This window comes from Streptomyces macrosporus (genome assembly GCF_039533145.1).
GTDB classification, from domain to species: Bacteria; Actinomycetota; Actinomycetes; order Streptomycetales; family Streptomycetaceae; genus Streptomyces; species Streptomyces macrosporus.
The window spans coordinates 1-25,430 of sequence record NZ_BAAASZ010000024.1 but is presented as its reverse complement, the minus strand read 5'-3'; the positions used below and the strand labels follow the sequence as shown (position 1 = coordinate 25,430).

The following is a 25,430-nucleotide window of genomic DNA, read 5'->3' as shown; positions in this document are numbered from 1 at the left end:
ACGACCACCTCACGGCCGTCGACGGTCGCGGTGCCGGCACCGCGACCGTCGAAGCGGAGGAAGTACGGGTAGGGGAGACCGGCGTCCCTGGCCTCCCGCACCCGTGTGTACCCGGCGCATTTCTCCCACAGGAGGGTCATCCGCCCACCCTTCTCGCGGCCGTGACGCCGCGTGACCACGCACGGTGATACAGCCGTACGGACACACCCGACGCCGGAATCGCCGTTCCGGTTCGCGGAGGGTCGTGCGCGGCGTACCGGGCGGGGACGGACCGTCACCGTGCCCGGGGCGCGGGGGAGGGCATCGAGGGCGGTCTCCCCGGGGGACGGCCCGGAGGGGGTCAGCGGTGCCCGTCGCGCTCGGTCCGCGCCTCGATCGCGTGGAGGACGGCCACCATGTCGGACCCACCGTGCCCCAGCGCCACCGTCTCGCCGAAGAGGGCGTGGCAGACGTCCAGCAGGGGCGAGGCCAGACCGGCCTCCCGGGCCGCTTCGGCGATCAGCCGGTTGTTCTTCAGGACGTCCGAGGCGGCGGCCTGGACGGCGAAGTCGCGGGCGAGCAGCTTGGGGGCCTTCGCGCGGGAGACGTCGCTGGCCATCGGACCGGCGCCGAGCACGTCCAGGAACAGGCCCCTGTCCAGTCCGTGCCGGTCGGCGAAGTGGAACGCCTCGGTGAGGCCGGTGACCATGGTGATCAGGAAGAGGTTCACCGAGAGCTTCGTCAGCAGCGCGTTCGGGACCGGCCCGCAGAGGAAGGTCTCGTGGCACAGGGGCGCGAGCAGCGGACGGACCTCCTCCACCGCCGCGCGCTCCCCGGCCAGCATCGCCACGAGCCGCCCGGCCTCCGCGGGGCCGCGCGAGCCGGAGACGGGAGCCTCGACGTAACGGCCGCCGGCCGCGCGGACATCGGCCTCCAGACCGCGCGAGTGGTCGGGCGACACCGTCCCCATGTGGACGATCGTGCGGCCCGCGACGCGGTCGGCGAAGTCCGGCGTGCCGCGGGCCAGGATGGAGTCGACCGCGGCCTCGTCGGCCGGCATCAGGAACACGGTACGGGCCCGGGCGAAGACCTCCGCGGGGCCGTCCGCCACCTCCGCGCCGGCGGCGCGCAGCGGCTCGCTCTTGGCCGCGGTGCGGTTCCAGACGACGAGCGGCGTCCCCGCCCGCACCAGGTTGAGCGCCATGGGCCCGCCCATGACGCCGAGACCGATGAAGCCGACATCCATCACGCGCCGCCGTCTCCGGCCGGTGCGCTCGTGGAAGCCACCGACCTCGCCGATTATGACAGCCGTCATAGTAGGGCCTCCGTGACGGTCGGCACAGCGGGCGTGCGCCTCGGCGGCCGGAACCGCCCCGACCGGCGGCTATAGGCTGGCCGGACCGGGAGCGGGAACCGTTCCGCACGGTTCGTCCCGGTCCGTCGATCGGTGGGAGGTCGGTGATGGCGGTGTCCGAGCGGGGCCCGCGCGAGCGGATGGTCTTCAGCGCGGCCCAGCTCATCCGGCGCAACGGGGTCGCGGCGACGGGCCTGCGCGACGTCGCCGCGCACGCGAGCGCGCCGCGCGGATCGCTCCGGCACTACTTCCCGGGCGGCAAGGAACAGCTCGTCAACGAGGCCGTGGAGTGGGCCGGACGCTACGCGGCCGGGCGCGTCGACCGGTTCCTCGCCGAGCTGCCCGAGCCGTCGCCGAGCCGGCTGTTCGCCGCGATGGTCCGTCAGTGGACCGACGAGTACCGGACGGCCGGGTTCGCGGCGGGCTGCCCCGTCGCCGCGGCGACGGTGGACTGGGCGGACTCCACCGAGTCCACCAGGGCCGCCGTCGCGGAGGCGTTCGCCGGCTGGACCCGCCCGGTGGCCCGGGCGCTGACCGGAATGGGCGTACCGGCCGAGCGCGCCGAGCCGCTCGCCACGCTCATGATCAGCGCGCTGGAGGGGGCGATCCTGATCGCCCGGGCCGAGCGGGACGTCCGCGCCCTCGAGACCGTGGCGCGAGAACTCGCCCCGCTCCTGGACGGCGCCGTCACCCGACGGACCTGACGCCCCCTCGCGCCGGGCGAGAGCGGACACACGGCGAGGAAGGAGCCCCCATGCCGTCGACGGACCCCCGAGCCGGGCGGGCACGCCCGTACGTGGGCGTGGTGGGCCCCGGCGACGCCGACGAGGAGGAGCGCGCGCACGCCAGGGCGGTCGGCGCCCTGCTGGCCCGACGCGGCGCGGTCGTGGTCTGCGGCGGCCTGGGCGGTGTGATGGAGGCGTGCGCGGAGGGCGCGGCGGGCGAGGGCGGCACCGTCGTGGGCCTGTTGCCCGGCGACGACCGCGGCGCCGGCAACGAACACCTCACCGTCGCCCTGGCCACGGGCCTGGGGCAGATGCGCAACGGGGTGCTGGTCCGGTCGTGCGACGGGCTGGTCGCCGTGGGCGGCAGTTGGGGGACGATGAGCGAGATCGCCCTCGCCCTGCGCACCGGCCGGCCCGTGGCCGTCCTGCGCGGCTGGCGCGTCACGGGCCCGGACGGGGCCCTCGCGGACGCCGGCGGCCTGCTCGCCCACGTGGCCTCCGAGGCGGCGGCGGTCGCGCACGTGCTCGGCGGCGCCGCACCCCCGGAGGACGCGGCGGAAGGCCCGCCCGGCCGAACTCCCCGGCTCCCGCACGTCCGCCCGGGAACGCCTCCGGAACCACCACGGTCTCCGCACCCTGCCCGGCGGCCCGACGGATGAACTCCCGTGCCCGGGAGGGGCGGAAGGGGTGCCGAGGGGGCGGGCACCCGCCTGGACGACGGCTGCGGTCACTCGGTTCGCACGGCTCCCCGGGGGAGGACGCCGGACCGCCCGCCGCGTGGGAAGCGGTCCGGACGCACCGGAACGCGCGAGGGCGCACGACCGCCCCGGACGGGCTGCCCGGGGGGCGCCGTCCGGGGCGGTCGTGCGCGGCCGTCTCCGGACGCGGCTACCGCGTGGTGTCCTCGGCGGTGGTGTCCTCAGGGGTGGTGTCCTTCGAAGGCGCGTTCCCGGGGGAGGCGTCCTCGAAGTAGGCGTCCAGGACCGCGTCCAACTCCTCCGACCACTGCGTGAGGAGCTTCCTGGTCGGCGCCTGGACGTCGGCGTCGTACCAGCGGCGGGCGGTGGTGTGGACGGTGACGGAGAACCGGCGCCCGAAGCGGGGAAGGTCGATCTGGACCGCGCCGATCTCCTTCCAGGAGAACGAGGCCTCCTCGCCGTCCAGGCGGAACGTGACGCCGGTGCGGTCGGCGGCGATCGAGCCGCGGTGGTCGGAGACCTCGAAGGCGGGCCCGCCGGCGCCGTCCTCCTCCGACTCCTCCGGCTCCTCCGTCTCCCGGAGCTCCTCGTCGGCGTCGGCCGCCTCGTCGAGGAGGACGTCCTCGGCCGGATGTTCCGTCACCTCCTCCGAGGCCGTCTCCTCCGCTCCGGCCGGGGCCGGGGGAGTGAGGCCGGGTACGTAGGCCGGGTCGGTGCCGGCGTGCAGGGGCTGGGTGATCGAACCTATGCGCTGCTCCACGGCGGGCAGTATGGCCGATGAGCCCGCGCCGGTGACAGGCGGTCCGCCCGTTCCGGCCGGCCGACGGCCGCGTCGGCCGGGGCGCGGGCGGCTTATTCTGTTGCCGCAGGGATTCGAGTGCGCGAGAAACGAGTTCAGGTGGGCGACGCTGTCGACGCGGCGAAGCAGGAGTGGGCCGCTGCGTGGCCGGACCTGGACACCAGCCCGGGGGACGTACTGGCCAGGGTCCTGCGGCTCGGCCAGATCGTGGAGGAGGCGTTGAACCGCCGACTGCGGCGGCGCCCGGGGATGGAGGTGTCGAACCTGGGCGACTTCGACGTGTTGAGGGCCCTGCGCCGCTCGGGACCGCCCTACGCCCTGACGCCCGGTCGGCTCCGCCAGGCGATGCTGGTCTCCTCGGCGGGGCTGAGCGGACGGCTCAAGCGCCTGGAGGCGCAGGGGTGGATCACCCGCAGCTCCTCCCTCGACGACCGGCGCTCCACCGTGGTGCGGCTGACCCCCGAGGGGGTCGAGGACCTCGACCGCGACCTGCCGGACCACTACGCCTTCGAAGCCGACCTGCTCCAGGCGCTCGCCCACGGGCAGCGTGACGAGCTGGCCGGCCTGCTGCGCGAACTCCTCCTCCGTCTGGAGTGAGCGTGGGGCTCCGTGCCCCGGTCCGGGCACGGAGCCCCACGCTCACTCACCTTCGCCGGCCGCCGGTCACCACGGGGCGAGCACCGCCCCCAGCGCGCCGACGACCGTCGAAACCGTCGCGGCGATGCCCCAGCTGATCAGGCACAGGCGGCGGTAGCGGGAGGCGTACTCGGCGCGCAACTCGACCGCCCGGTCGGCGATCCGGCGCAGCGACTGCTCGGTGAGGCGGAGCCGGTCCTCGCTGTACAGGCGGACGAACTCGTCGTGTTGGGCCGCGGTCAGCCAGGGCATGCGCCGGGCGAGGGCCTCGGCGTCCCTGTGGGCGCTGCTCCGCTCGGCCTGCACGAGCAGGTACCCCTCGATGCGGTTGATGCCGTCGTCGATCTCCTGCCAGGTGGGAGGCATGTCGGTCGGTCCTTTCCGAGGGAGGTGTCAGCGGGCTCCGGTGCCGCCGGCAGGAGCGATCTTCTTCCGGGCGGACTCGTTCCGAGCCGCCTCCAGCGCCGCGACGTCGGGGTGGTGCAGGTCGAAGGCGGGGGATTCGGACCGGATCCGCGGCAGGGAGACGAAGTTGTGCCGCGGCGGCGGGCAGGAGGTCGCCCACTCCAGCGAGCGGCCGTAGCCCCACGGGTCGTCCACCTCGATCTTCGGCGCGTACTTGGCCGTCTTCCAGACGTTGTAGAAGAACGGCAGGAGCGACGCGCCGAGCAGGAACGAACCGATGGTGGAGACGGTGTTGAGTGCGGTGAAGCCGTCGGCGGCCAGGTAGTCGGAGTACCGGCGCGGCATGCCCTCGGCGCCCAGCCAGTGCTGGACGAGGAAGGTGCCGTGGAAGCCGATGAACAGCGTCCAGAAGGTGATCTTCCCGAGCCGCTCGTCGAGCATCTTGCCGGTGAACTTCGGCCACCAGAAGTGGAAGCCGGCGAACATCGCGAACACCACGGTGCCGAACACCACGTAGTGGAAGTGGGCGACGACGAAGTAGCTGTCGTGCACGTGGAAGTCCAGCGGCGGGGAGGCCAGGATGACGCCGGTCAGACCGCCGAAGAGGAAGGAGACCATGAAACCGATGGACCACAGCATCGGGGTCTCGAAGCTCAGCGAGCCCTGCCACATGGTGCCGATCCAGTTGAAGAACTTCACGCCGGTGGGGACCGCGATCAGGAACGACATGAAGGCGAAGAAGGGCAGCAGCACGCCACCGGTGGCGTACATGTGGTGCGCCCAGACCGTCACCGACAGGCCCGCGATCGCGATGGTGGCGGCGATCAGGCCGATGTAGCCGAAGATCGGCTTGCGGGAGAAGACGGGGACGACCTCGCTGACGATGCCGAAGAACGGCAGCGCCAGGATGTACACCTCGGGGTGGCCGAAGAACCAGAACAGGTGCTGCCACAGCAGCGCGCCGCCGTTGGAGGCGTCGAAGACGTGGCCGCCGAACTTGCGGTCGAACTCCAGGGCGAGCAGGGCGGCGGCCAGCACCGGGAAGGCCAGCAGGATCAGCACACCGGTCAGCAGGACGTTCCAGGTGAAGATCGGCATCCGGAACATCGTCATGCCCGGCGCGCGCATGCAGATGATCGTGGTGATGAAGTTGACCGCGCCCATGATCGTGCCGAAGCCGGAGAGCCCCAACCCCATGATCCACAGGTCCGCTCCCGCGCCCGGCGTGTGGACGGTGCTGGACAGAGGAGCGTAGGCGGTCCAGCCGAAGTCGGGGGCGCCCTGCGGGGTGAGCAGGCTGCCGACGGTGATCAGCGAGCCGAAGAGGTACAGCCAGTACGCGAGCATGTTCAGCCGCGGGAACGCCAGGTCCGGCGCGCCGATCTGCAGCGGCATGATCCAGTTCGCGAACCCGAAGAACAGCGGGGTGGCGAAGATCAGCAGCATGATCGTGCCGTGCATGGTGAACGCCTGGTTGAACTGGCCGTTCGACATCACCTGCAGACCCGGCCGGGCCAACTCGGCGCGCATGACGAGCGCCAGGAGGCCGCCGAAGCAGAAGAAGACGAACGAGGTGACCAGATAGAGCGTGCCGATCGTCTTGTGGTCGGTGGTGGTCAGCCACTTCACCACCGTCCTCCCCCTGCGTCGCTTCCGCGCGCTCGGGGGAGCGGTTCCGGATGGGACCGCCCGCGCCGTCGATTCGCCTACGGACATCTTCCGCCTCCTCACGGGGTCCGGGCCGTCGCACGTTCGTGTCACGGTGGACGGCCCTCCTCACTTTAGCTCTCTCGCGAGCGAGATAAATTGAGGGGGTGCGGACCTCCGGACGAGGGCCGGCGAAGGCGGCCCGAGACGGCTGCGGAGAGCGGAGGGAAAAGCGGAGGGAAGAAGAGCGGAAGGAAAGGGGAGGAGGGGGCGGGGGGCGTGCCGGCCCCGCCCCGGGCTCAGCCCGCGGCGCGCGCGAGGAAGGCGTCCCGGTCCAGGAAGACCATCCGGGCCCGCTTCTGCGGCAGTTCGACCTCGGGGCCGAGGACGAAGCCGGTCCGCAGCAGACGGGCGATGGCCTTCTCGTTGCGGGCGTCGGGTTCGGCGACGATCCGCTTGCGGGCGGGGTCCTCGGCCAGCACGTGGGCGAGGAAGGTCCTCACCAGGGTGTCGGTGAAGCCCGGCTCGGGGGCGCCGGCCACGGGGCCGACCATCAGGTGGAAGCCGAAGTCCCCCGGCCGCACGTCGTAGCACTCGCCGATCGGGTCGGCGTCCGGCTCGTACGTCTGGAAGAGCGCGACCGGCCGGTCGTCGCGGTGGATCAGGTACGCGTGGTGCGTGGTCAGGGAGTCCAGGTACTCGTAGATCTCCAGGACCTGTTCGCGGGTGTGGTCGCGCATCCCCCAGAAGCGGGCCCTCTCCTGCGTCACCCAGCCGTACAGCAGGTCGATGTCGCGGGCGGGGTCCACGGGGACGACGCGGATCGTGCCGAAGCCGTCGACGCGCGTCTCGTGCACGGCCCCGCGGCGCCGGGACGCGGACGCGCCGGTGGATGCGGTGTCGGGGGTCACTTCTCTCCTCGGTCGGATCGGTCGAAGCGGGCGGAAGGGGTGGAGGGGGCGGATCGGGCGGAGGGATCACCGGTTTCCCGGACGAGGCGTGCCCGGTCGGTGACGACCGGGACGAGCTCGCAGCGCGTCCACAGCGGAAGCTGGTCGCGGTGGTGCGGGTCCCCGGGGACGCCCGACGCGCCGAGCGGCACCACCCAGGCGCTGTCCTCGCGGCGGGCGAGGTCCCAGACGTAGCGGGCGGCGGAGGCACGGGCGCCGAGGTCGGTGACGCCGGGCACGCTGGAGGTCGCCAGCACGCAGTCGTGGTCGCCGGAGAGGGCGGGCCAGGGCTCGGGGGGCTCGGCGGGGAGCGCCTGCCAGGGCGCGAGCCGGTGCGTGTCGCCCCACCGCGCCGGCGGGCCGTCCGCGGCGGCCCGACGCGCCGCCACCTCCTCGACGGCCGCCCGCACGGCCCCGGCCCGGTCGGCGAGCGGCAGCCGCTCCGTGGTCAACAGGTGCTCCAGGGCGTAACCGACGCGGGGCACGAGCGCGAGCCAGGGCCGGAACACCTCCGGAACGGGGGGCGGGTCCGCCAGCGGGCGGAACAGCGGATGGTCCGCCAACCGTCGCACGGTCTCGTGGCGGACGGCGGCGAACGACGCGGCGTCGACGCTGTCCGCGTCCATCCGGCGGTCCCACCGCAGCAGCCGCTCCCGCAGCCGGCGGGCGTCGGGGCCCAGTTCCGCGGGGTCGATCCGGTCCAGCAGGTCCAGCAGGGGAGCGGCCGAGGCCAGGTGGGTGTCCCGGTGGACGGCGGCCATGTCCCGCGCCGACCACCGGTCCGCCCCCTCCAGCAGCTCCCGGATGCGCGCGGCCCGGTGCGGCGGGGCGAACTCGACGCCGAGGGGCTCGGCGAGCCCCCGCTCGTTGGCCATGACGGCGACGCCCTCGACGCGTTCGCGCGGCATCGGCCCGTACCAGCCCCGCCAGGCGTACCGAGGGTCCCAGGCGGGCACGACGCGCCGCCGGTTGTCCGGGTGGCGTACGGGGACGGCGCCCGCCACCCGGTGCAGCGTCCCGCCCGCGGTGTCGGCGGCCAGGACGACGTTGACGGGCTCCACCCAGCCGTCCAGGGCCCGGTCGACGTCGGCGACGCTCCGGGCCCGCAGCAGGGGGAGCAGCGTGCCGAAGCCGAGGTCCTCGCGGACGCGCGGGGGGTGGCGGAGGCCGATCGCGTGGCGGACGCCCGGTTCCGTGCCGCCGGGGTCCCCGATGCCCCACGCCTCGGCGTCGGGGCCGTCGACGACGACGGGGCCGCGCTCGGTCTCGACCACCTCGACCGTCACGGGGTCGGCGCCGGCCACCTCGACGGTCTCGACGCGGCGCGCGGCGGGCCGCCAGCCGTCCGGGCCGAGGGCCTCCACCGCCGTGCCGTCCGGTCCGGCGGGCCGGAGCCGTTCGAGGTAGAGGTCCTGGTAGTCGGCCATGGCGTTGGTGATGGCCCAGGCCACGTGGCCGGTGTGGCCGAAGTGGGCGATGCCGGGGACGCCGGGGACCGCGAGGCCGACCACGTCGAACTCCGGGCAGACCAGCCGGATCTGCTGGTACACCCCCGGAGCCTCGATGAACCGGTGGGGGTCCCCGGCGATGATCGCGGCACCGCCGGCGGTGCGGTCCCCGGTGACGAGCCAGCCGTTGCTGCCGGAGGTTCCGGGGCCGTCGCCGGCGAACACCCCGACCCACGCGGGTCCGAGCCGGCGGGTCACGGTGTCGCGCCAGAACTTGGCGGGGAAGCCCGCGAACAGCACGTGCGTGGAGAGCCAGACGCCCAGCGGCGTCCACGGCCGCCACGTACCCGGGGCGAGCCCGGTCGCGGCGAACTCGGGTGCCCGGCGGGCCCCCTCGGCGAGGCCGTCGTTGACCCCGTCGACGTAGGCGCGCACCCAGGAGGCGGTCTCGGGGTCCTTCCGCTCCAGGGCGATCAGGCACCGCCGGGCGGTGTCCTCCAGGCGGGCCTGCCGCGCGAACCGGTCCCAGGGGACGGCCTCGGCGCCGAGGAACGCCGCCGTGGTGCCCTGGACGCGGTGCCGTTCGACCTCGATCTGCCAGGCGCGGTCCACGGCCGCGTTGCGTCCCTGGGCGAAGGCCAGCTCGTTCGCGCCGTCCGCGCGCAGGTGCGGGACGCCCCAGGCGTCCCGGAGGATCTCCGTGTCCACCGTCGTCACTCTTCTCTCGGAGGGGGAGTCGGCCCGGTGGCCGCGTCCCGTGCGGGCCGCACGGCGCGGCCGAGGAGCACCCCGGCCACGCAGCCGCCCAGGAGGACCGCCGCCGCCCCGGCCAGTTGGCCCGCCTGGAGACCGGCGGCGAACGCCTCGGTGACCGAGGCGCGCTCCGCTGCCCCGGAGACCTGCGCCAGGGCGGCGGGCAGCGACTCGGCGGTGTCCACGGAGTCCGGCAGCAGGGCGCCGAACCGGGAGACGAAGACGGCGCCGAGCACGGCGACGCCCAGCCCGGTGCCCATCTCCGACAGAGTGCCGTTGACCCCGGCGCCCGCGCCGGCCCGCTCCTTCGGGATCGCGCCCATGATGGCCTCGGCGATGGCCGGGTTGGCGAAGCCGCAGCCCGCCCCCATCAGCACCAGCCCGCACAGCATTCCGCCGTAGCCCCCGCCGCCGACGAGGGCGACGACGGCGAAACCGGCCGCCATCAGGGCCATTCCGGAGGCGATCGCGGCCGGCAGGCCGAGGCGCGCGATGAGCCGGGCGGAGAGGCCGGTGAAGTTCACCAGCACCACGGTCAGGGCGAAGGGCGCGATGTTGACGCCCGCCTGGAGCGCGGAGTCGCCGCGGACGAACTGGAGCTGCTGGGTGAGCAGGTAGAGGGCGCCGCCGCTGCCGAAGGTGATCAGGACGACGCCCGTCACGGCCCCGGTGAAGCGGCGTTCGCGGAACAGGCCCATGTCGAGCATCGGGTGTTCCGCCCGGCGCTCCCAGCCGACGAAGGCGGCCAGGACGGCGGTGCCGAACAGGGCCGGGACGAGGACACCGGCGGAGGTCCAGCCGTGTTCCGGACCGGTGATGACGGCGTAGACGACCGAGGTCATGCCGACGACGGAGAGCGCCACGCCCGGCAGGTCCGGACGCCCGCCGCGCGGGTCCCGGGTCTCGGGGACCAGGGCCGCGACGGCCACGAGACCCACGAGCACCACCGGGATGTTGATCAGGAAGACCGCGCCCCACCAGTAGTGGTCCAGCACCAGCCCGCCGACGACCGGCCCGGCCGCGAACCCCAGGGCGTTGACGGCCCCCCAGATGCCGATGGCCTTGGGCCGCTCGTCGGCCTCGAAGACCTGCATGACGACGGCGAGGGTGGTGGTCAGCAGCAGCGCCGCGCCCACGCCCATGCCCGCGCGGGCCGCGATGAGCCCGGCGGAGGAGCCGGCGAGGCCGGCCGCGAGCGAACCGGCCCCGAAGAGGGCCAGACCGGCCAGCAGCATCCTCTTGCGCCCGTAGCGGTCGGCGGCGCTGCCCGCGCTGAGCAGCAGGCCCGCCTGCACCAGCGCGTAGGCGTTGATCATCCACTGGACGTCGGCGGTGGACGCGCCCAGCTCGGAGGTGAGGGACGGGATCGCCACGTTGAGCACGGTGTTGTCGAGCACCACGACGAGCTCGGCGAGGCAGACCACGGCGAGGATGGCCCAGCGGGCCGGGTGCCCGCCGGCCGGCCCGGCCTCCGCGCGCGCGTCGGAGACCGGGCCGGCGGCCCCGGTGGTCGGGTCGGTCGTCGCCATGGCCGGTCAGGACCTCGCGGGGGCGAAGGGGGCGATGGGGTTCTTCAGGGTGCCGACGAGCTGGAGCGCGCCGGAGGGGTCCGCCAGGTCCACCATCTGCCGGTTGTCGCGCAGTTGGAGCCGGTTGAGGCAGGACAGCGCGAACTCCTCCGCGAAGATGTCGTACCGCTCGAACCGCTCGGCCAGCTCCGGCACGGACTCCTGGTAGCGCGTCACCGCCTCGGCGACCGTCCGCCAGAAGGCGTCCTCCGTCAGCACGCCCTGGTCGGCGAGGATCGCGCCGAGGTGGCGCAGGAAGCAGTCGAAGACGTCGGTGAGGATCGACAGCAGCTTCATGTCCTCGGGGACCTCGGCGCGGATGCGCTCCACCCGCGGGGGCAGCTCCACGTCGGGGCTCATGACGACGATCTCCTCGGCGATGTCCTTGAACACCGCCCGGGCCACGGCGTCGTCCTCGAGGACCAGGATGACGTTCTCGCCGTGCGGCATGTACACCAGGTCGTAGGCGTAGAAGCTGTGCAGCAGCGGGGCGAGGTAGGCGTCGAGGTAGCGGCCCAGCCACTCCTCGGGGGAGAGGCCGGAGCGCGCCATGAGCGCGGCGGCCAGCGAGCGCCCGTCGCGGTCGGTGTGAAGCAGGGACGCCATGGTGGCGAGCCGCTGCCCCTCCTCCAGCCGCGGTACGGGGCTCTCCCGCCACAGGGCCGCGAGCATCTTGCGGTACGGCGAGTAGCGGTCGGTGGCGGCCTCGTAGCCGGGGTGGCGGTAGCCGACGGCGGCGCGTTCGCGGATGACGCCCAGCCCGGTGGCGCGCAGCACGGGGTCCTTCTCGATCAGGTCGGCCAGCCAGTCGTTGATGGCCGGGGTGGCCTCCATGTAGGCGGCGGACAGGCCCCGCATGAAGCCCATGTTCAGCACGGACAGGGCCGTCTTCACGTAGTGCTTGGCCGGGTCGCTGGTGTTGAAGAAGGTCCGGATGGACTGCTGGGCCAGGTACTCGTCCTCGCCCTCGCCGAGGAGGACGATCCGGCGCTCGGCGACCTCCGAGGAGAACGTCACGGCGATCTTGTTCCACCACTGCCAGGGGTGGACCGGGATCAGCAGGTAGTCCGCGAGGTCCAGGCCGAGGCCGCTCATCACGGAGGCGAAGCGGTCGAGGGTGTCCGGGCCGAGTTCGGCGCGGAGCAGGCTCTCGTAGTCGGTGTCGGCCGAGCAGGTGAAGGTGGCGTGGTCGCGGTGGGCGGCCACCCACAGCAGCCGCACGGGCGTGGCCGCCTCGGGGGCGTAGGCCAGGTACTCGTGGACGCCGAAGCCCAGCCGGCCGTTGTTGGCCACGAAGCAGGGGTGGCCCTCGGTCATGCCGGTCTCGATCGCCTGGAAGTCGGCGGCGGCCAGCTCGTCGGCGGTGACGGGCTTCTTGGCGAGTTTGTACGCGGTGCTCGCGAGGGTGGAGCCGATCTCCTCCAGGTAGACGGGGAGGATCTCGTCGCTCAGGCCGAGGGCGCCGCGGAACTCGGTGAAGAACGCGAGGGCGTCCAGCGGCAGTTCGGCGCCGTCGCGCCGACGGGTGATGCTGTCGGCGTCGACGTGCCAGTGGTCGAGCGCCATCAGCCGGGCCGTGAAGCGGTACTCGACGTCGCCGTCGTCGCTGGTGACGGCGTACCGGCCGGCGCCCAGCGCGGTGGGGGTGAGCAGGCGTTCGTGGGAGAACTCCGACAGGGCCTTGCGCAGCAGCAGGCGGACGGCGGTGTCCCAGTTCTCGGGGGTCAGGTGGGCCACGGCCTCGTGCGGGGCGGGCAGGGGGGCGGGGCGGGGGGAGGGGGTCACAGGGCGGCTCCTCGTACGGCTTCCTCGAACCGCTCGCGGGTGCAGACGCTGAGCAGGGCTTCCTTCTCCGGTTTGGCGATCCGCCCGACGACCTCGAAGCCGACGGCGGCGTTGAGGGCGTGCACGGCGGTGTTGCGGACGTCGGGCTCCACGACCACGCGCCGGGTCGCCGGGTCGTCGAAGAGCATCGCCATCACCGTGGTGATGACGGCCCGGGTGAAGCCGTGGACGGGCGTGTCGGACGGAGCGGTGAGGAAGTGCATGCCGACGTCGCCCGCCTCGTGGTCGTACAGCCCGGCGAGTTCCACGTGCGCGGGGTCGTACCGCTCGACGAGGAACGCGGGACGGCCCCGGTGGAGGCCGAGGAAGGCGTCGTGGTGCGGATGCTCGGCGATCATCCGGTACTCGTGGGCGACCTCGGCCTCGTCGGCTTCCTGCATCATCCAGTACACGGCCTTGGGGTGGGTCACCCAGCGGTGCAGCAGGGGCGCGTCGGCCTTGGGGTCCAGGGTGGCCACGGAGAACTCGCCCAGTCGGGGGTCCTCGCGGCGGAAGACGGTGTCCCTCACGCGATGTCCCCCTCGGGAGCGCCGAAGTCCTGGAAGGCGATGGTCTTCTCGACCGCGTAGACCTCGCGGCCGAGGATGTCGCGGATGATGCAGGAGTTGCGGTACGGGCCCATGCCCAGGTCCGGCGAGGTGACGCTGTGGGCGTGGACGGCGCCGTTCTGCAGGAAGACGCCGCGGCCGGTGACGTCGATGCTGTAGTTGCGGGCGACGTCGAAGCGGCCCGAACCGTCGAAGCGGAGCCGGTCGCGGATGCCGTCGAGGAAGGCGGGGACGCGGTAGCGGTAGCCGGTGGCCAGGATCAGCCCCTCGGTGGTGAGCGTGAACTCCTTGTCCTGCTCGTGCTGGTGGAGGCCGAGGGTGTAGGTGCCGCTCGCCTCGTCGTAGGAGGCGGTGGTGAGCGCGGTGTTGGTCAGCAGCCGGGTGGGGACGGGGCCGGAGACGCTCTTGGCGTACAGCAGGTCGAAGATCTCGTTGACGAGATCCGTGTTGATGCCCTTGAAGAGGCCCTTCTGCTCGCCCTCCAGCCGGTACCGGGTGGCCTCGGGCAGGGCGTGGAAGTAGTCGATGTAGTCCGGGGAGGTCATCTCCAGGGTCAGCTTGGTGTACTCCAGCGGGAAGAACCGCGGGGAGCGGGTGACCCAGGTGAGGCTGTAGCCGTGGGTGTCGATCTCGGAGAGCAGGTCGTGGTAGATCTCGGCGGCGCTCTGGCCGCTGCCGACGACGGTGATGCTCCGCTTGGCCTGGAGGGACTCCTTGTGCTCCAGGTAGCGGGAGTTGTGGATCGCGTCGCCGCCCAGCCCCTCGCAGGCCGGGGGGACGTACGGCGGGGTGCCGGTGCCCAGGACGAGGTGACGGGCCCGGTGCTCGGTGTGCTCGCCGGTGGCGGTGTCGCGGGCGGTGACGGTGTAGAGGTCGTCGGTCTCGTCGTGGGAGACGGCCACCACCTCGCGGCCGAAGCGAACAGAGGAGAGCCGGTCCGCGGCCCAGCGGCAGTAGGCGTTGTACTCGGCGCGCAGCGGATAGAAGCTCTCGCGGATGTAGAACGGGTACAGCCGCCCGGACTGCTTGAGGTAGTTGAGGAAGGAGTACGGGGAGGTGGGGTCGGCCAGGGTCACCAGGTCGGCCATGAAGGGCGTCTGCAGCGTGACGCCGTCCAGCAGCATGCCGGGGTGCCAGTCGAACCGGGGGCGGCTCTCCAGGAAGAGGCCGTCGAGGTCGTCGATCGGCTCCGTGAGACAGGCCAGGCCCAGGTTGAACGGGCCGAGTCCGATGGCTATGAAGTCGTGCGGGGTGTCGTGAGCGGTGGACACGTCGTCTCCGGTTGAGAGTGGGTCAGGCGGCCGGCGAGCCGGTGAGGCGGGCGGAGGCCAGGTGGTCCTCCGCGTGCGCGGCGATCAGGTCGAGGACGGCGCGGATGTCGTCCGGCGTGGTCTCCGGGTTGAGCAGGGTGAACTTCAGGTGGTGGCGTCCGTCGACCACCGTTCCGGCGACCACGGCCTCGCCGGAGGCGGCCAGGGCCTCGCGGGCGTGCAGGTTGGCCAGGTCCACGGCCGTCTCCCCGACGGGCTCCTCGGGCACGTAGCGGAAGACCAGGGTGGAGAGGGTGGGCTTGGTGACGACCGTGAAGCGGGGGTCGTCCTCCAGCAGCCGCCAGGCGTCGGCGGCCAGGTCCACGACCCGGTCGAAGAGCGCGCCCACGGCGTCGGCGCCCATGATGCGCAGGGTCAGCCACAGCTTGAGCGCGTCGAAGCGGCGGGTGGTCTGGAGCGACTTGTCGACCTGGTTGGGGATGCGCCGCTCGACGCTGCGGGCCGGGTTGAGGTAGTCGGCGTGGTACGTCGCGTGCCGCAGGGTGGCGCCGTCGCGGACGATGACGGCGCTGGAACTGACCGGCTGGAAGAAGGACTTGTGGTAGTCCACGGTGACCGAGTCGGCCCGTTCGATGCCGTCGAGGAGTCCGCGGCGGGTGGTCGAGGCCAGCAGTCCGCAGCCGTAGGCGGCGTCGACGTGGAACCACGTCCCGGCCTCCTCGCACAGCTCGGCGATCTCCGGGAGGGGGTCGATGGAGCCGAAGTCGGTGGTGCCGGCGGTGGCGGAGACGGCCATCACCGTCAGCCCCTCCTCCCGGCAGCGGCGCAGCTCGCGGGCGAGGGCGTCGGTGCGCATCCGGCGGTCGCCGTCGCAGGGGACGGAGACGACGGCGTCCGGCTCCAGGCCGAGGAGTTTGGCGCCCTTCAGGACGGAGAAGTGGGCGGCCTCGGAGGTCAGGACGCGCAGTTTCGGCAGCATCTCGGAGACCGACGGCAGGGTGGGGGAGTTCTTCCGCAGCACCCGGAAGGACTCCTCCCGGGCCAGCAGCAGCGCCTGGAGGTTGGACTGGGTCCCGCCGCTGGTGAAGATGCCGTCCGCGGCCCGGCCCAGGCCGATGCGCGCGGCGGTCCAGTCGATGAGCCGGCGTTCCATCAGGGTGCCGCCGGCGCTCTGGTCCCAGGTGTCCAGGGAGGAGTTGACGGCGGAGAGCACCGCCTCGCCGAGGAGGGCGGGAAGCACCACCGGGCAGTTGAGGTGGGCGAGGTAGCGGGGGTGGTGGAAGTAGACCGCGTCGCGGAGGTAGACCCGCTCCAACTCGTCGAGGGCGGCGGCCGGGTCGCCCAGGGGACGGTCGAGGTCGATGGCGTCTATCCCGGGGGCCAGTTCATCCGGGGTGACGCCGGTGAACGGGCGGGTGGTCCCGGCGACCGTCCGGGCGACCCGCGCCACACCTTCGGCGACCAGACGCCGGTAGTCCTCGGCGGTGGCGTTGTTCAACAGGTGGGAGCGGGGGTCGCCGGCGGTTCCGACGGTCGCGTCGGCGAGGGGGGCAGGGGATCCCTGGAGACTCACGCTCGGGTCCTCCGAGTTGGGGGCATGTGGACTTAGGTAAGGCTATCCTAACTTACTTTTGATCATGCGAGAGCCCCGCGTACCGCAGGAAGTACCGGGGCTCCGTGGGGGGATCGACCCGCCGTCAGGCGGCGCCGGAGAGCGCCTCGGCGCGCAGATCCTCCTCGGAGGCGCCCAGGCGCCAGTAGCCGGAGAAGGCCACCCGCTCCCGTCCCAGGCCCCGTTCGGTCACCAGATGGCGGCGCAGTGCGCGCACCGCGCCGGACTCGCCCGCCACCCACGCGTACGGGCTGCCCTCGGGCAGCGCGGCGGCGCGCACGGCGTCGACCACCGCGCCGTGCCGGCGCAGTCCGTCCCGCACCAGCCAGGCGATCTCGACGTCGGCCGCGGTGGGCAGCGGACGCACGTCCTCCGCCCGGGGCACCTCGATCCACGCCCGCGCGCGGACTCCGGCGGGCAGCCAGGCCAGGATGCCGGCGACGGCCGGCAGCGCCGTCTCGTCGGCGGCCAGCAGCACCCAGTCCGTGTCCAGGGGAGGACGGAAGCAGACGCTCTTGTTCTCCGGCGTCCGCGGGCCGAGGAGGCGGACCCGCGCCCCCGGCCGGGCGTCGCGCGCCCAGCGGGTGGCGGGCCCGGTGTCGCCGTGCAGGACGAAGTCGACGTCCACCTCGCCCGCCTCCGGGCGCTGTTCGGACACCGTGTAGGACCGCATGACCGCGCGCACCGCCGGGTCCATCGCCCGCCAGGCGGCGAACCAGGCGTCGCCCAGCTCCACCGGGACGACGGGCTCGGCCTGACCGGGATGCGGCAGGAAGAGCGAGAAGCTCTGGTCCCGGCCGCCGCCCGCGAACTCCCCGAGCTGCTCCCCGCCGAAGGTGATCCGGACGATGGAGGGCCCGAGCCGCCGGCGGCGCACGACCGCGGCGTCGAAGAAGCGGAACGGCGACGCCGGCCGGGCGGCGGCGTGGTGCGCCGCCTTCCGGGGCGCGGCGAGCGGGACGGCGGTGCGCGGAGTCATCTGCGGATCTCCTTCTCGGAGTTGGCTGTCCTGCGCGGTCTGGTGGGGCCCTGCCGTGCCCCGCCCGGCCTCAGCCGAGCTTCTTGGCCTTGGTGATGGCGTCGGCCAGGTTCTCCAGCAGCGGAGCGGCGCCCTGGTAGGAGAAGCGCGGCACCGGGTCCCACTCGGCGACCTGGCCGGCCTTGACCGCCGGGAGCGCCTTCCAGGTGGGCTTGGACTCCAGGTCCTTGGGCTGCAGGGCGGTGCTGCGGTTGTCGAGGATGATGAGGTCGGCCTCGTACTCGCCGGCGTTCTCCCAGCTCAGGCTCTGGAAGTAGCCGCCGCTCTCCTTGGTGTCCTTCGGGATGACGAAGTTCACGCCGAGCTCGGCGAAGTAGTTCAGGTCGGCCGCGGGCTCGGGCGTGGAGACGTAGAAGTAGTCCGCGCTGCCGGAGGCGGCCATCACCCGCAGCCCGCCGCTGGCCTTGGCGGCCCTGCGGAGCTTCTCGGCGGCCGCCTCGAAGCGGGCCTTGCCGTCGGTGACCTGCTTGGACTTCAGGTCGGCGCCGAGGGACTCGGCCAGCTCGGCGTAGCGCTGGATCGGCTTGAGCAGGGAGACGTTGGCCACCTGGACGGCCACGCTGGGGGCGAGCTTGAGGATCTTGTCCTTGCTCTCGTCCGGCACGTACCACAGCGATCCCGCGTCGTACTGGTGCGTGACCAGCAGCTCGGGATTGAGCGCCGCGTACTTCTCGATGTCGAACTCGCCCCAGGCGTTGCCGATGATCTCGACCTTCTTCACGTCCAGGTCGCCGGCCTGGGGGTGGGCCGAGCCGTCCTCCAGGGTCGTCTCGCCGAAGACGCCGACGATCCGGTCCTTCAGCCCGAAGTCGGCGAGGGCGGCGGCGGTCCCGGTGAACGCCACGATGCGCCGGGGCGTCGTGTCGGCGGTGACCTTCTCCTTGCGGTCGTCGGTGAACGACCAGGGGCCGTCCTCGCCCGACGCCTTGCCCGATGTCCCCGAACCACCGTCCCCGCAGGCCGCGAGCAGGGCGCCCAGGCCGAGAGCGCCACCCGCCGCGAGGATTCCCCGGCGGGAGAGGTTGACGGTTCTTTCACGGGACATGGTCGTGCCTCTCTAGCAAACGCACATGGATACGACAGGGGGTCAGACGACCGGTCGCGGCTGTTAGGTTAACCTAACCAAAGTCCGAGCCCAAGGGGGGAGGGTCGCCGACCCCCGGCACTCCCGGAGTCCGCACGTGTCAGTGATCAAGTCATCCCCTCCCGAGGGGAGGACGGCGCCGCCGCCGTCTCCTCCCGCCGAGGACCGCGCGTCCGGAGCGCGCACCGCCCTGCGCTCCGCCGGGCTGCTGGGCGCCCTGGCGCTCCTGCTCGTCCTGCTGGTGCTGAGCCTCGGCTTCGGCGCCCGGCCGCTCTCGGTGGGCGAGGTGTGGGGCGGACTCTTCGACAGCGGCTCCGCCACCTGGGCCGTGGTGCACGAGATGCGTCTGCCGCGCACCCTGCTCGGACTGCTCATCGGCGCCGCCCTCGGCATGGCCGGCGCGGTGATGCAGGCCCTCACCCGCAACCCGCTCGCGGACCCCGGACTCCTGGGCATCAACGCCGGGGCGTCGGCGGCCGTGGTCACCGCCATCACCTTCCTCGGCGTGACCGGCTTCACCGGATACGTGTGGTTCGCCCTGGTCGGGGCCGCCGCCGTCTCCGCCCTCGTCTACGCGATCGGCGGCGGACGCGGAGCCACCCCGGCGCGGCTGGCCCTGGCCGGCGCCGCGCTCAACGCCGCCCTGTACTCCTACGTCAACGCCGCGATGATCATGGAGAGCGCCTCGCTGGAGCGGATGCGCTTCTGGACCGTCGGCTCGCTGGCCACGGCCCGGATGGACACCGTCGTCCAGGTGCTGCCGTTCGTGGCCGGCGGCCTCCTGGTCGCCTTCGCCCTCGCCCGGCCGCTCAACGCCCTCGCGCTCGGCGACGACCAGGCCCGCGCGCTGGGCGCCCGGCCGGAGAGGGTCCGGACGGCCTGCATCGTCGCCATCACCCTGCTGTGCGGCGCGGCCACCGCCGCGGCCGGCCCCATCGTCTTCGTCGGCCTGATGGTGCCGCACCTCGTCCGCGCGCTCACCGGCCCCGACCTGCGCTGGACGCTGCCCTACTGCGCGGTGCTCGCTCCCGTGCTGCTGCTCGGCTCCGACGTGCTCGGCCGGCTCCTCGGCCGCCCCGGCGAACTCCAGGTCGGCGTCGTCACCGCCGTCCTCGGCGGCCCCCTCTTCCTCTACGTCCTGCGGAGCCGGAAGGTGGCGGCGGCATGAGAACCCTCCGCGTCGGACCGACGCTCAGCCTCCGCTACCGCCCCCGGGCCCTGGCCGCCGCCGTCGGCTGCCTGCTCGTGGCCCTGGCCGCCGGCGTCGTCACCATCGGCGGCGGCGACTACCCCATGAGCCCCGCCGAGGTGCTGACCACCCTCACCGGCGGCGGCACCCCCTCCCAGGACTTCATCGTCAACGAACTGCGCCTGCCCCGGGTGCTCGCCGCCCTCCTCGTGGGAGCCTCCCTCGGCCTGGCCGGCGCGGTCTTCCAGTCCGTGGTGCGCAACCCGCTCGGCAGCCCGGACATGCTCGGCCTCACCCAGGGCGCGTCCACGGGAGCGCTGATCGTCATCGTCACCGGCGGCAGCAGCGCGGCCCTGGCCGGCGGAGCCGTCGTCGGAGGCATCGTCACCGGCCTGCTGATCCACGCCCTCGCCTGGCGTCGGGGCCTCCACGGCTTCCGGCTGGTCCTCGTCGGCATCGGCGTCATGGCGATGCTCACCGGGGTCAACAACTACCTGCTCACCCGCGGCAAGCTGATGGAGGCGTCCCGCGCGATCCTGTGGCTCACCGGCAGCCTCGACGGCCGCGGCTGGCCCGAACTCACCCCCCTGCTGATCGCGTTGGCCGTGCTGGGCCCGGTCATCGTCCTCGGGTGCGGACGGGCCCTGCGGATGACGGAGATGGGCGACGACGCGGCGCACTCCCTCGGCGTGCGGGTCGAACGGTCCCGCACCGTGGCGCTGGGCTCCGCCGTCGTCCTGGTCTCCTTCTCCGCCGCCTGCGCCGGACCGGTCTCCTTCGTGGCGCTCACCGCGCCCCAGCTCGCCAAGCGGCTCACCCACGCGCCCGGCCCCAATCTGGTGCCCGCCGCCTGCATGGGCGCGACCCTGCTGGTGCTCGCCGACTGGGCCGCCCAGAACCTCTTCGCCGGGCGGCAGCTCGCGGTGGGCGTCGTCACCGGCCTCCTCGGCGGCGGCTATCTGGTGTGGCTGCTGGCGACCCAGCGGAAGGCGGGCCGCATATGACGGCGCGAACGGCGGCGGGAAACGAAGGCGGACACCTCCAGGACGGAGCACGACGGATGACGCACGGCAAGCAGGAGACCTCCGCGGCGGCGGCCGGGGAGGCGCGGCTGAGGGGCGAGGGCCTCACCCTCGCCTACGAGCGGCGGACGATCGCCGAGGACCTCACGGTGGCGATACCGGACCGGTCGTTCACCGTCATCATCGGCCCCAACGCCTGCGGCAAGTCCACCCTGCTGCGCGCCCTGTCGCGGATGCTCAAGCCGGCCGCCGGCTCGGTGCTCCTCGACGGCAAGGACATCACCTCGATGAACGCCAAGCAGGTCGCCCGGACCCTCGGCCTGCTGCCGCAGTCCTCCATCGCGCCCGAGGGCATCTCCGTCTCGGAACTGGTCTCCCGGGGCCGCTACCCGCACCAGGGACTGCTGCGCCAGTGGTCGCGGGAGGACGAGCGCGTCGTGGCGGAGTCGATGGCCTCCACCGGGGTCGCCGAACTCGCCGACCGCTCCGTGGACGAACTCTCGGGCGGACAGCGGCAGCGGGTGTGGATCGCCATGGCGCTGGCCCAGCAGACGCCCCTGCTGCTGCTCGACGAGCCGACCACGTACCTGGACCTCGCCCACCAGATCGACATCCTGGACCTGTGCGCCCGCCTCCACGAGGAGGAGGGCCGCACCCTGGTCGCCGTGCTCCACGACCTCAACCACGCCGCCCGCTACGCCACCCATCTGATCGCCATGCGCGACGGGCGGGTCGTGGCCTCCGGCCCGCCGGCCGAGATCGTGACCGCGGAGCTGGTGGAGGAGGTCTTCGGCCTGCCCTGCCGGGTCATCGACGACCCGGAGACCGGGACCCCGCTGGTGGTGCCCGCCGCGCGCCACCGCGCACGGGAGCCGCTGGCGGTGCGGAGCGCCTCCTGACCGTCGCCGCGCGCCCGGACGGAGCCGCCCGCCGGGCGGCGCCGCGGGCGACACGGCGACGGAGGGGGACGGGACGGGACGGCGGTCAGCCCCGGCCGGCGGCGTCCAGGATCCGCCCGCACAGTTCCAGGGCGTGGTCGACGTCGCGCGACAGGTACATCAGCTCGACGAAGGCGTGCTCGACGCCGGCCTCGCCGCGGGCCCGCTTCAGGGTGTCGGCGATGTCGTCGACCGTGGCCTCGGAGGAGGGATTGACGCGCAGGATCACGTCCAGTTCCCCGGGGTCCCGTCCCGCGCGCCCGGCCTCCTCCCGGAGCCGCGCCATCGGCTCGGTGATCGCGGCGGGGTCGAAGCCGCCGGGGAGGGTGACGACCGGCAGCCAGCCGTCGGCGCGCAGGGCGATGCGCCGCATCGCCCGTGGGGCGAAGGCCCCCAGGTAGATCGGGGGGCGGGGCTCTCGGGCGGGCTTGAGCCGGACGTGACCGGCGGGGATCGTCCACCGCGGGCCGTCGTGCTCCACCGGGTCGGTGGTCCACCACGTCTCGAGGACGTCGAGGCACTCGTCCAGCCGGGCGCCGCGCTCCTCCATCGGCACCCCCACGGCCCGGTACTCCTCGGGGGACCAGCCGGTGCCGAAACCGGCCAGGAGCCGCCCGCCGCTGAGCCGGTCGATGCCGGCCAGTTGCCGGGCGAGCAGGGCCGGCGGGTACCAGGGGGCGTTGATGACGTTGCTGCCGAGCAGCACCCGTTCGGTGGCCACGGCCGCCGCGGTGAGGACGGTGAAGGGGTCCGCGGCGACGTGGAACTCCTCCGGGACGCCGTCCGTGCCCGGGTAGCAGACGCTGGGGGACACCGCCGTGAGCAGACGGTCGCCGGCCCACAGGCCGGCCGCCCCGAGCGCCTCGGCCTCCCGGGCGAACCGGGGGACCTCGGAGATCCGCTCACCCAGGGGGCCGTACTGGGGCAGAGTGAAGCCGATACGCATCGTGTGTCCTCAACTCCTCTGTTTCGAAAGGCGGTTGACGGTCGGTCGGAACCCGGTAAACGTGTATTGTGCAACTTGTCGCGGGCCGGTTTGAGCGGAACCGCGAAATCCTGCCCGCGGCCGTCGGCGGAACGTGTGCCGGCATCGGCCGTGTCCCGAACGCCCGGCGGCACAGGACGAGTTGACACACGGGGGTAAACGATGCCTGCCAGGCGTCATCGGCTGGTTCTCGCCGTGCTCGGCAGCCTCGGCATGGTGCTCGCGTCGACCGGGCCGGCGTCCGCGGGAGTGCCGGACGAGCGGCCGTGCACCACCGTGGCCTCGTCCACCATGCCCGACTGGACCTGGACCAGTGCCACCACGGTGGAGCGGCAGCTCACCATGGCGGGCGGGGACGCACACGACCGCGCCGACCCGCTGATGGGGTCGATCCGGCCGCGGATCGACCCCGCCGCGTACGCGGACGGGGAGACGGGCGAGAGACTGCTGCGCCCCATCGGACCGCTGGGCCACCTGGGGCCCCTCGGCCCCTGGGGTCCGCTGGGCCGCTACGGGCCGGTGGGGGAGGCCGGCGAGCACTGGGAGGCGCAGCTCGACCACATGCGGCAGCACCCCTTCCTGGCCTCGCTGCTCGACACCTGGGGCGTCCTCGCCGAACCCGTCCTGGGGGAGGACGGCCCGCTCGGCCCGGCCGGGCCGGTCGACCGGCAGGCCTACTGCGAGGACCTGGCCGCGATCAACGAGGTCTCCGGACAACTACAGGCCGGCGGTGTGTACGGTCCGCTCGGGCCCGTCGGCCCCCTGGGCGTCTACGGTCCCCTCGGTCCGCTCGGCCCTCGCGGCCCGCTGGGAGCCCTCCTCGACCCGGACGACGGCCGGTACTTCGACAACGGCGAACTCCTCACCGAGGTCGAGGGCGCGGCCCCCTGGGGCGGCGGCGAGAAGCGCACCTACGAGCTGGTGGAGATGTACCCCGCCGGGCGGGCCCGCGCCGCCGGCGTCGACCTCGACACGTCGTTCACGGCCGCCGACGTCATGGCGCCCGGCCGGTCGCTCGACTACCCGATGACCTCCTCCCAGGAGCAGTTCGTCACCGTCACGGTGGTGCCCGACGGCGGATTCGCCGACCTGACCTGCATGGTGAACGCCTACGGTGTCAACCCGTGCGCCGTCTACCCGGCCCTGTCCGTGTATCCGAACGGGGCGGCGGTCGACACCGAGGACGTCCTGATCCGCGACGTCTTCGGATTCCCGGCCCCGTGGAAGACCCCGCGGGAGATCACCGACCTCTACACGCTGGAACTGCTCGACGGCTCGGGCGACGTCGTGGCGCGGTCCCGGTCGACCCGGTACGTCGACTGGATCCAGATCAAGGTGCCCGCCGGCGCGGAGCTGACCGCGCGGGTCACGATGGAGTCGGCCTGGGACGACGGCGCGATCGGCTCCCGGTACCGGCTCGTCGTCACCGGCTCCACGGACTGGATCGCCTCGGCCGGCTCCTCGGGTGCGCACCAGGTGGGTCCGGGGGGCCTGTGACTCCGGGCTCCGGAGATCTTGACGCGGTGCCGGGTCCGTGAAGGATGAACCCATGCGCCTCGACATCGACCGGATCCGCAGTTGCTTCCCCGCCCTGGACGAGGGGGTGGCCCACTTCGACGGACCCGGCGGGTCGCAGGTGCCCCGGCAGGTGGCCCGCGCCGTCGCCGACACCCTGTGCGGCGGCATCGCCAACCGCGGCACCGTCACCGTCGCCGAGCGGCGGGCCGAGACCGTGGTGCGGGAGGCCCGGGCGGCCATGGCCGACCTGCTGGGCTGCCGCCCCGAGGGGGTGGTCTTCGCGCGGTCGATGACGCAGGCGACGGTCGACATGGCGCGGGCCCTGGCCAAGGAGTGGGGCGAGGGCGACGAGGTCGTGGTGACGCGACTGGACCACGACGCGAACATCAGGCCCTGGATCATCGCCGCCGAGGCGGCCGGCGCGACCGTGCGGTGGGCCGACTTCGACCCGGCGACCGGCGAGCTCACGGTCGACGACGTGGCCGCCGTGCTGACGCCGCGCACGCGGCTGGTGGCGGTGACGGCCGCGTCCAACCTGCTCGGCACCCGGCCCGACGTCCCCGCGATCGCCGAGGCGGCCCACGCGGTGGGCGCACTGGTGTACGTGGACGGGGTGCACCTCACCCCGCACGCCGCCGTCTCGGCGACGGACTGGGGCGCGGACTTCTACGCCTGTTCGCCGTACAAGTTCTTCGGGCCGCACCACGGTGTGGTCGCCGCCGCCCCCGAACTGCTGGAGACGATCCACCCCGACAAGCTGCTGCCGTCCACCGACGCCGTCCCCGAGCGTTTCGAACTCGGCACGCTGCCCTACGAGACGCTGGCCGGGACGGTGGCCGCCGTCGACTTCATCGCCGACCTCGGCGACCCGCCGGCCGGTGCGCGACGCACCCGGCTGCTGGAGTCGATGCGGCGGGTGGAGGCCCACGAGGAGGAACTCTTCGGCCGACTGCTGGACGGACTGGCGGCACTCGACGGCGTCACCCTGCACGGCTCGCCGCAGCGGCGCACCCCCACCGTCCTGTTCTCCGTGGCGGGCCACGCGCCCCGCCAGGTGTACGAGCACCTGGCCCGGTCGGGGGTGAACGCGCCCGCGGGCAGCTTCTACGCGATCGAGGCGGCTCGCCACATCGGCCTGGGGGAACCGGGCGCCGTACGGGCCGGCCTCGCCCCCTACACCAACGCCGAGGACGTCGACCGGCTGCTCGCCGGTGTCGCCGAACTGGCCTCGTAGCGCGCCTCGTCCGGAGCCGGCCGCGGCGGTGGGTTTCCCCGACGACGGTTTCGTTTCCGCCGGCCGAGGGAAGCCGGACGAGAGGATGGTTTAAGGTTCAACATACCTCTCGTCCGGCGGTCGTGGGCCGCCGTGACGCCCCTTCGGCACGGGCCCGCCGGCCCGGCCGCGGACACCACCCCG

22 protein-coding genes are annotated in these 25,430 nt (G+C 73.3%); 8 read left to right on the top strand and 14 right to left on the bottom strand.

Features of this window, described 5'->3' with window-relative positions; all coding sequences use genetic code 11:
- Window positions 1–340 precede the first annotated feature (340 nt).
- A complete protein-coding gene (locus tag ABD335_RS16665) occupies window positions 341–1,225 on the bottom strand; it encodes an NAD(P)-dependent oxidoreductase (protein WP_344323724.1) in 885 nt (294 codons plus the stop codon).
- Between the two features lie 215 nt (window positions 1,226–1,440).
- Between ABD335_RS16665 and ABD335_RS16660 the strand changes: the two genes are divergently transcribed.
- Together ABD335_RS16660 and ABD335_RS16655 are read left to right on the top strand one after the other, a co-directional pair.
- Window positions 1,441–2,037: an LmrA/YxaF family transcription factor gene (locus tag ABD335_RS16660; RefSeq protein ID WP_344323609.1), complete on the top strand. Its 597-nt coding sequence runs from the start codon at window positions 1,441–1,443 to the stop codon at window positions 2,035–2,037.
- 50 nt (window positions 2,038–2,087) lie between these two features.
- Window positions 2,088–2,717, top strand: a complete 630-nt coding sequence (locus ABD335_RS16655) for a TIGR00725 family protein (RefSeq protein ID WP_344323607.1) — start codon at window positions 2,088–2,090, stop codon at window positions 2,715–2,717.
- A gap of 229 nt (window positions 2,718–2,946) precedes the next feature.
- Here the strand turns inward: ABD335_RS16655 and ABD335_RS16650 are convergent, their stop codons facing one another.
- Window positions 2,947–3,516 carry a hypothetical protein gene (locus ABD335_RS16650; protein WP_344323605.1) on the bottom strand — a complete coding sequence of 190 codons (570 nt, stop codon included), beginning with the start codon at window positions 3,514–3,516 and terminating at the stop codon, window positions 2,947–2,949.
- A 138-nt stretch (window positions 3,517–3,654) separates the two neighbouring features.
- Between ABD335_RS16650 and ABD335_RS16645 the strand changes: the two genes are divergently transcribed.
- The gene (locus ABD335_RS16645) at window positions 3,655–4,152 is read left to right on the top strand and encodes a MarR family winged helix-turn-helix transcriptional regulator (RefSeq protein ID WP_344323603.1); all 498 of its coding nucleotides are present in this window, start codon (window positions 3,655–3,657) and stop codon (window positions 4,150–4,152) included.
- Between the two features lie 66 nt (window positions 4,153–4,218).
- Here the strand turns inward: ABD335_RS16645 and ABD335_RS16640 are convergent, their stop codons facing one another.
- The 11 genes from ABD335_RS16640 to ABD335_RS16590 form a co-directional block, all read right to left on the bottom strand.
- Complete coding sequence (locus ABD335_RS16640) at window positions 4,219–4,557, bottom strand: hypothetical protein (protein WP_344323601.1); 339 nt, start codon at window positions 4,555–4,557, stop codon at window positions 4,219–4,221.
- A gap of 27 nt (window positions 4,558–4,584) precedes the next feature.
- Entirely contained in the window at window positions 4,585–6,312 is a 1,728-nt protein-coding gene (gene ctaD, locus ABD335_RS16635) for an aa3-type cytochrome oxidase subunit I (protein WP_344323599.1), read from the bottom strand.
- Between the two features lie 230 nt (window positions 6,313–6,542).
- The gene (locus ABD335_RS16630; RefSeq protein ID WP_344323597.1) at window positions 6,543–7,154 is read right to left on the bottom strand and encodes a GNAT family N-acetyltransferase; all 612 of its coding nucleotides are present in this window, start codon (window positions 7,152–7,154) and stop codon (window positions 6,543–6,545) included.
- Window positions 7,151–9,349, bottom strand: a complete 2,199-nt coding sequence (locus ABD335_RS16625; protein WP_344323595.1) for a penicillin acylase family protein — start codon at window positions 9,347–9,349, stop codon at window positions 7,151–7,153. The genes ABD335_RS16630 and ABD335_RS16625 overlap by 4 nt, the downstream gene beginning before the upstream one ends.
- Window positions 9,350–9,354: 5 nt before the next feature.
- A complete protein-coding gene (locus tag ABD335_RS16620) occupies window positions 9,355–10,923 on the bottom strand; it encodes an MFS transporter (RefSeq protein WP_344323593.1) in 1,569 nt (522 codons plus the stop codon).
- 6 nt (window positions 10,924–10,929) lie between these two features.
- Window positions 10,930–12,747 (bottom strand): IucA/IucC family protein, encoded by a 1,818-nt coding sequence (locus ABD335_RS16615; RefSeq protein WP_344323591.1) that lies wholly within the window; start codon window positions 12,745–12,747, stop codon window positions 10,930–10,932.
- A complete protein-coding gene (locus ABD335_RS16610) occupies window positions 12,744–13,316 on the bottom strand; it encodes a GNAT family N-acetyltransferase (protein ID WP_344323589.1) in 573 nt (190 codons plus the stop codon). Before ABD335_RS16610 ends, ABD335_RS16615 begins: the two co-directional genes overlap by 4 nt.
- A complete protein-coding gene (locus ABD335_RS16605; protein WP_344323586.1) occupies window positions 13,313–14,626 on the bottom strand; it encodes a lysine N(6)-hydroxylase/L-ornithine N(5)-oxygenase family protein in 1,314 nt (437 codons plus the stop codon). The genes ABD335_RS16610 and ABD335_RS16605 overlap by 4 nt, the downstream gene beginning before the upstream one ends.
- Window positions 14,627–14,648: 22 nt before the next feature.
- Window positions 14,649–16,124 carry a pyridoxal phosphate-dependent decarboxylase family protein gene (locus tag ABD335_RS16600; protein WP_425583656.1) on the bottom strand — a complete coding sequence of 492 codons (1,476 nt, stop codon included), beginning with the start codon at window positions 16,122–16,124 and terminating at the stop codon, window positions 14,649–14,651.
- 199 nt (window positions 16,125–16,323) lie between these two features.
- Complete coding sequence (locus ABD335_RS16595; RefSeq protein WP_344323584.1) at window positions 16,324–17,217, bottom strand: siderophore-interacting protein; 894 nt, start codon at window positions 17,215–17,217, stop codon at window positions 16,324–16,326.
- A gap of 70 nt (window positions 17,218–17,287) precedes the next feature.
- Complete coding sequence (locus ABD335_RS16590) at window positions 17,288–18,322, bottom strand: ABC transporter substrate-binding protein (protein ID WP_344323583.1); 1,035 nt, start codon at window positions 18,320–18,322, stop codon at window positions 17,288–17,290.
- A 142-nt stretch (window positions 18,323–18,464) separates the two neighbouring features.
- Between ABD335_RS16590 and ABD335_RS16585 the strand changes: the two genes are divergently transcribed.
- Genes ABD335_RS16585 through ABD335_RS16575 form a run of 3 tightly spaced genes read left to right on the top strand, consistent with a single transcriptional unit; the run spans window position 18,465 to window position 21,471 of the window.
- A complete protein-coding gene (locus tag ABD335_RS16585; protein WP_344323719.1) occupies window positions 18,465–19,529 on the top strand; it encodes a FecCD family ABC transporter permease in 1,065 nt (354 codons plus the stop codon).
- Window positions 19,526–20,554, top strand: coding sequence for a FecCD family ABC transporter permease (locus ABD335_RS16580; RefSeq protein ID WP_344323581.1), 1,029 nt, complete (start codon window positions 19,526–19,528; stop codon window positions 20,552–20,554). Before ABD335_RS16585 ends, ABD335_RS16580 begins: the two co-directional genes overlap by 4 nt.
- A 56-nt stretch (window positions 20,555–20,610) precedes the next feature.
- Window positions 20,611–21,471, top strand: a complete 861-nt coding sequence (locus ABD335_RS16575; protein ID WP_344323579.1) for an ABC transporter ATP-binding protein — start codon at window positions 20,611–20,613, stop codon at window positions 21,469–21,471.
- 85 nt (window positions 21,472–21,556) lie between these two features.
- Here the strand turns inward: ABD335_RS16575 and ABD335_RS16570 are convergent, their stop codons facing one another.
- Window positions 21,557–22,456: a TIGR03619 family F420-dependent LLM class oxidoreductase gene (locus ABD335_RS16570; protein WP_344323578.1), complete on the bottom strand. Its 900-nt coding sequence runs from the start codon at window positions 22,454–22,456 to the stop codon at window positions 21,557–21,559.
- A 201-nt stretch (window positions 22,457–22,657) separates the two neighbouring features.
- On the opposite strand from ABD335_RS16570, the gene ABD335_RS16565 reads away from it, so the two are divergent.
- Complete coding sequence (locus tag ABD335_RS16565; protein ID WP_344323576.1) at window positions 22,658–23,992, top strand: collagen-like domain-containing protein; 1,335 nt, start codon at window positions 22,658–22,660, stop codon at window positions 23,990–23,992.
- 52 nt (window positions 23,993–24,044) lie between these two features.
- Window positions 24,045–25,247, top strand: coding sequence for a cysteine desulfurase-like protein (locus tag ABD335_RS16560; protein ID WP_344323573.1), 1,203 nt, complete (start codon window positions 24,045–24,047; stop codon window positions 25,245–25,247).
- Window positions 25,248–25,430 lie beyond the last annotated feature (183 nt).

Bases quoted from the DNA above. Each gene is read 5' to 3' on its own strand.
- ABD335_RS16665 (WP_344323724.1), bottom strand. From the start codon at position 1,225: ATGGATGTCGGCTTCATCGGTCTCGGCGTCATGGGCGGGCCCATGGCG.
- ABD335_RS16660 (WP_344323609.1), top strand. From the start codon at position 1,441: ATGGCGGTGTCCGAGCGGGGCCCGCGCGAGCGGATGGTCTTCAGCGCG.
- ABD335_RS16655 (WP_344323607.1), top strand. From the start codon at position 2,088: ATGCCGTCGACGGACCCCCGAGCCGGGCGGGCACGCCCGTACGTGGGC.
- ABD335_RS16640 (WP_344323601.1), bottom strand. From the start codon at position 4,557: ATGCCTCCCACCTGGCAGGAGATCGACGACGGCATCAACCGCATCGAG.
- ctaD (WP_344323599.1), bottom strand. From the start codon at position 6,312: ATGTCCGTAGGCGAATCGACGGCGCGGGCGGTCCCATCCGGAACCGCT.
- ABD335_RS16620 (WP_344323593.1), bottom strand. From the start codon at position 10,923: ATGGCGACGACCGACCCGACCACCGGGGCCGCCGGCCCGGTCTCCGAC.
- ABD335_RS16595 (WP_344323584.1), bottom strand. From the start codon at position 17,217: ATGACTCCGCGCACCGCCGTCCCGCTCGCCGCGCCCCGGAAGGCGGCG.
- ABD335_RS16590 (WP_344323583.1), bottom strand. From the start codon at position 18,322: ATGTCCCGTGAAAGAACCGTCAACCTCTCCCGCCGGGGAATCCTCGCG.
- ABD335_RS16580 (WP_344323581.1), top strand. From the start codon at position 19,526: ATGAGAACCCTCCGCGTCGGACCGACGCTCAGCCTCCGCTACCGCCCC.
- ABD335_RS16575 (WP_344323579.1), top strand. From the start codon at position 20,611: ATGACGCACGGCAAGCAGGAGACCTCCGCGGCGGCGGCCGGGGAGGCG.
- ABD335_RS16570 (WP_344323578.1), bottom strand. From the start codon at position 22,456: ATGCGTATCGGCTTCACTCTGCCCCAGTACGGCCCCCTGGGTGAGCGG.
- ABD335_RS16565 (WP_344323576.1), top strand. From the start codon at position 22,658: ATGCCTGCCAGGCGTCATCGGCTGGTTCTCGCCGTGCTCGGCAGCCTC.
- ABD335_RS16560 (WP_344323573.1), top strand. From the start codon at position 24,045: ATGCGCCTCGACATCGACCGGATCCGCAGTTGCTTCCCCGCCCTGGAC.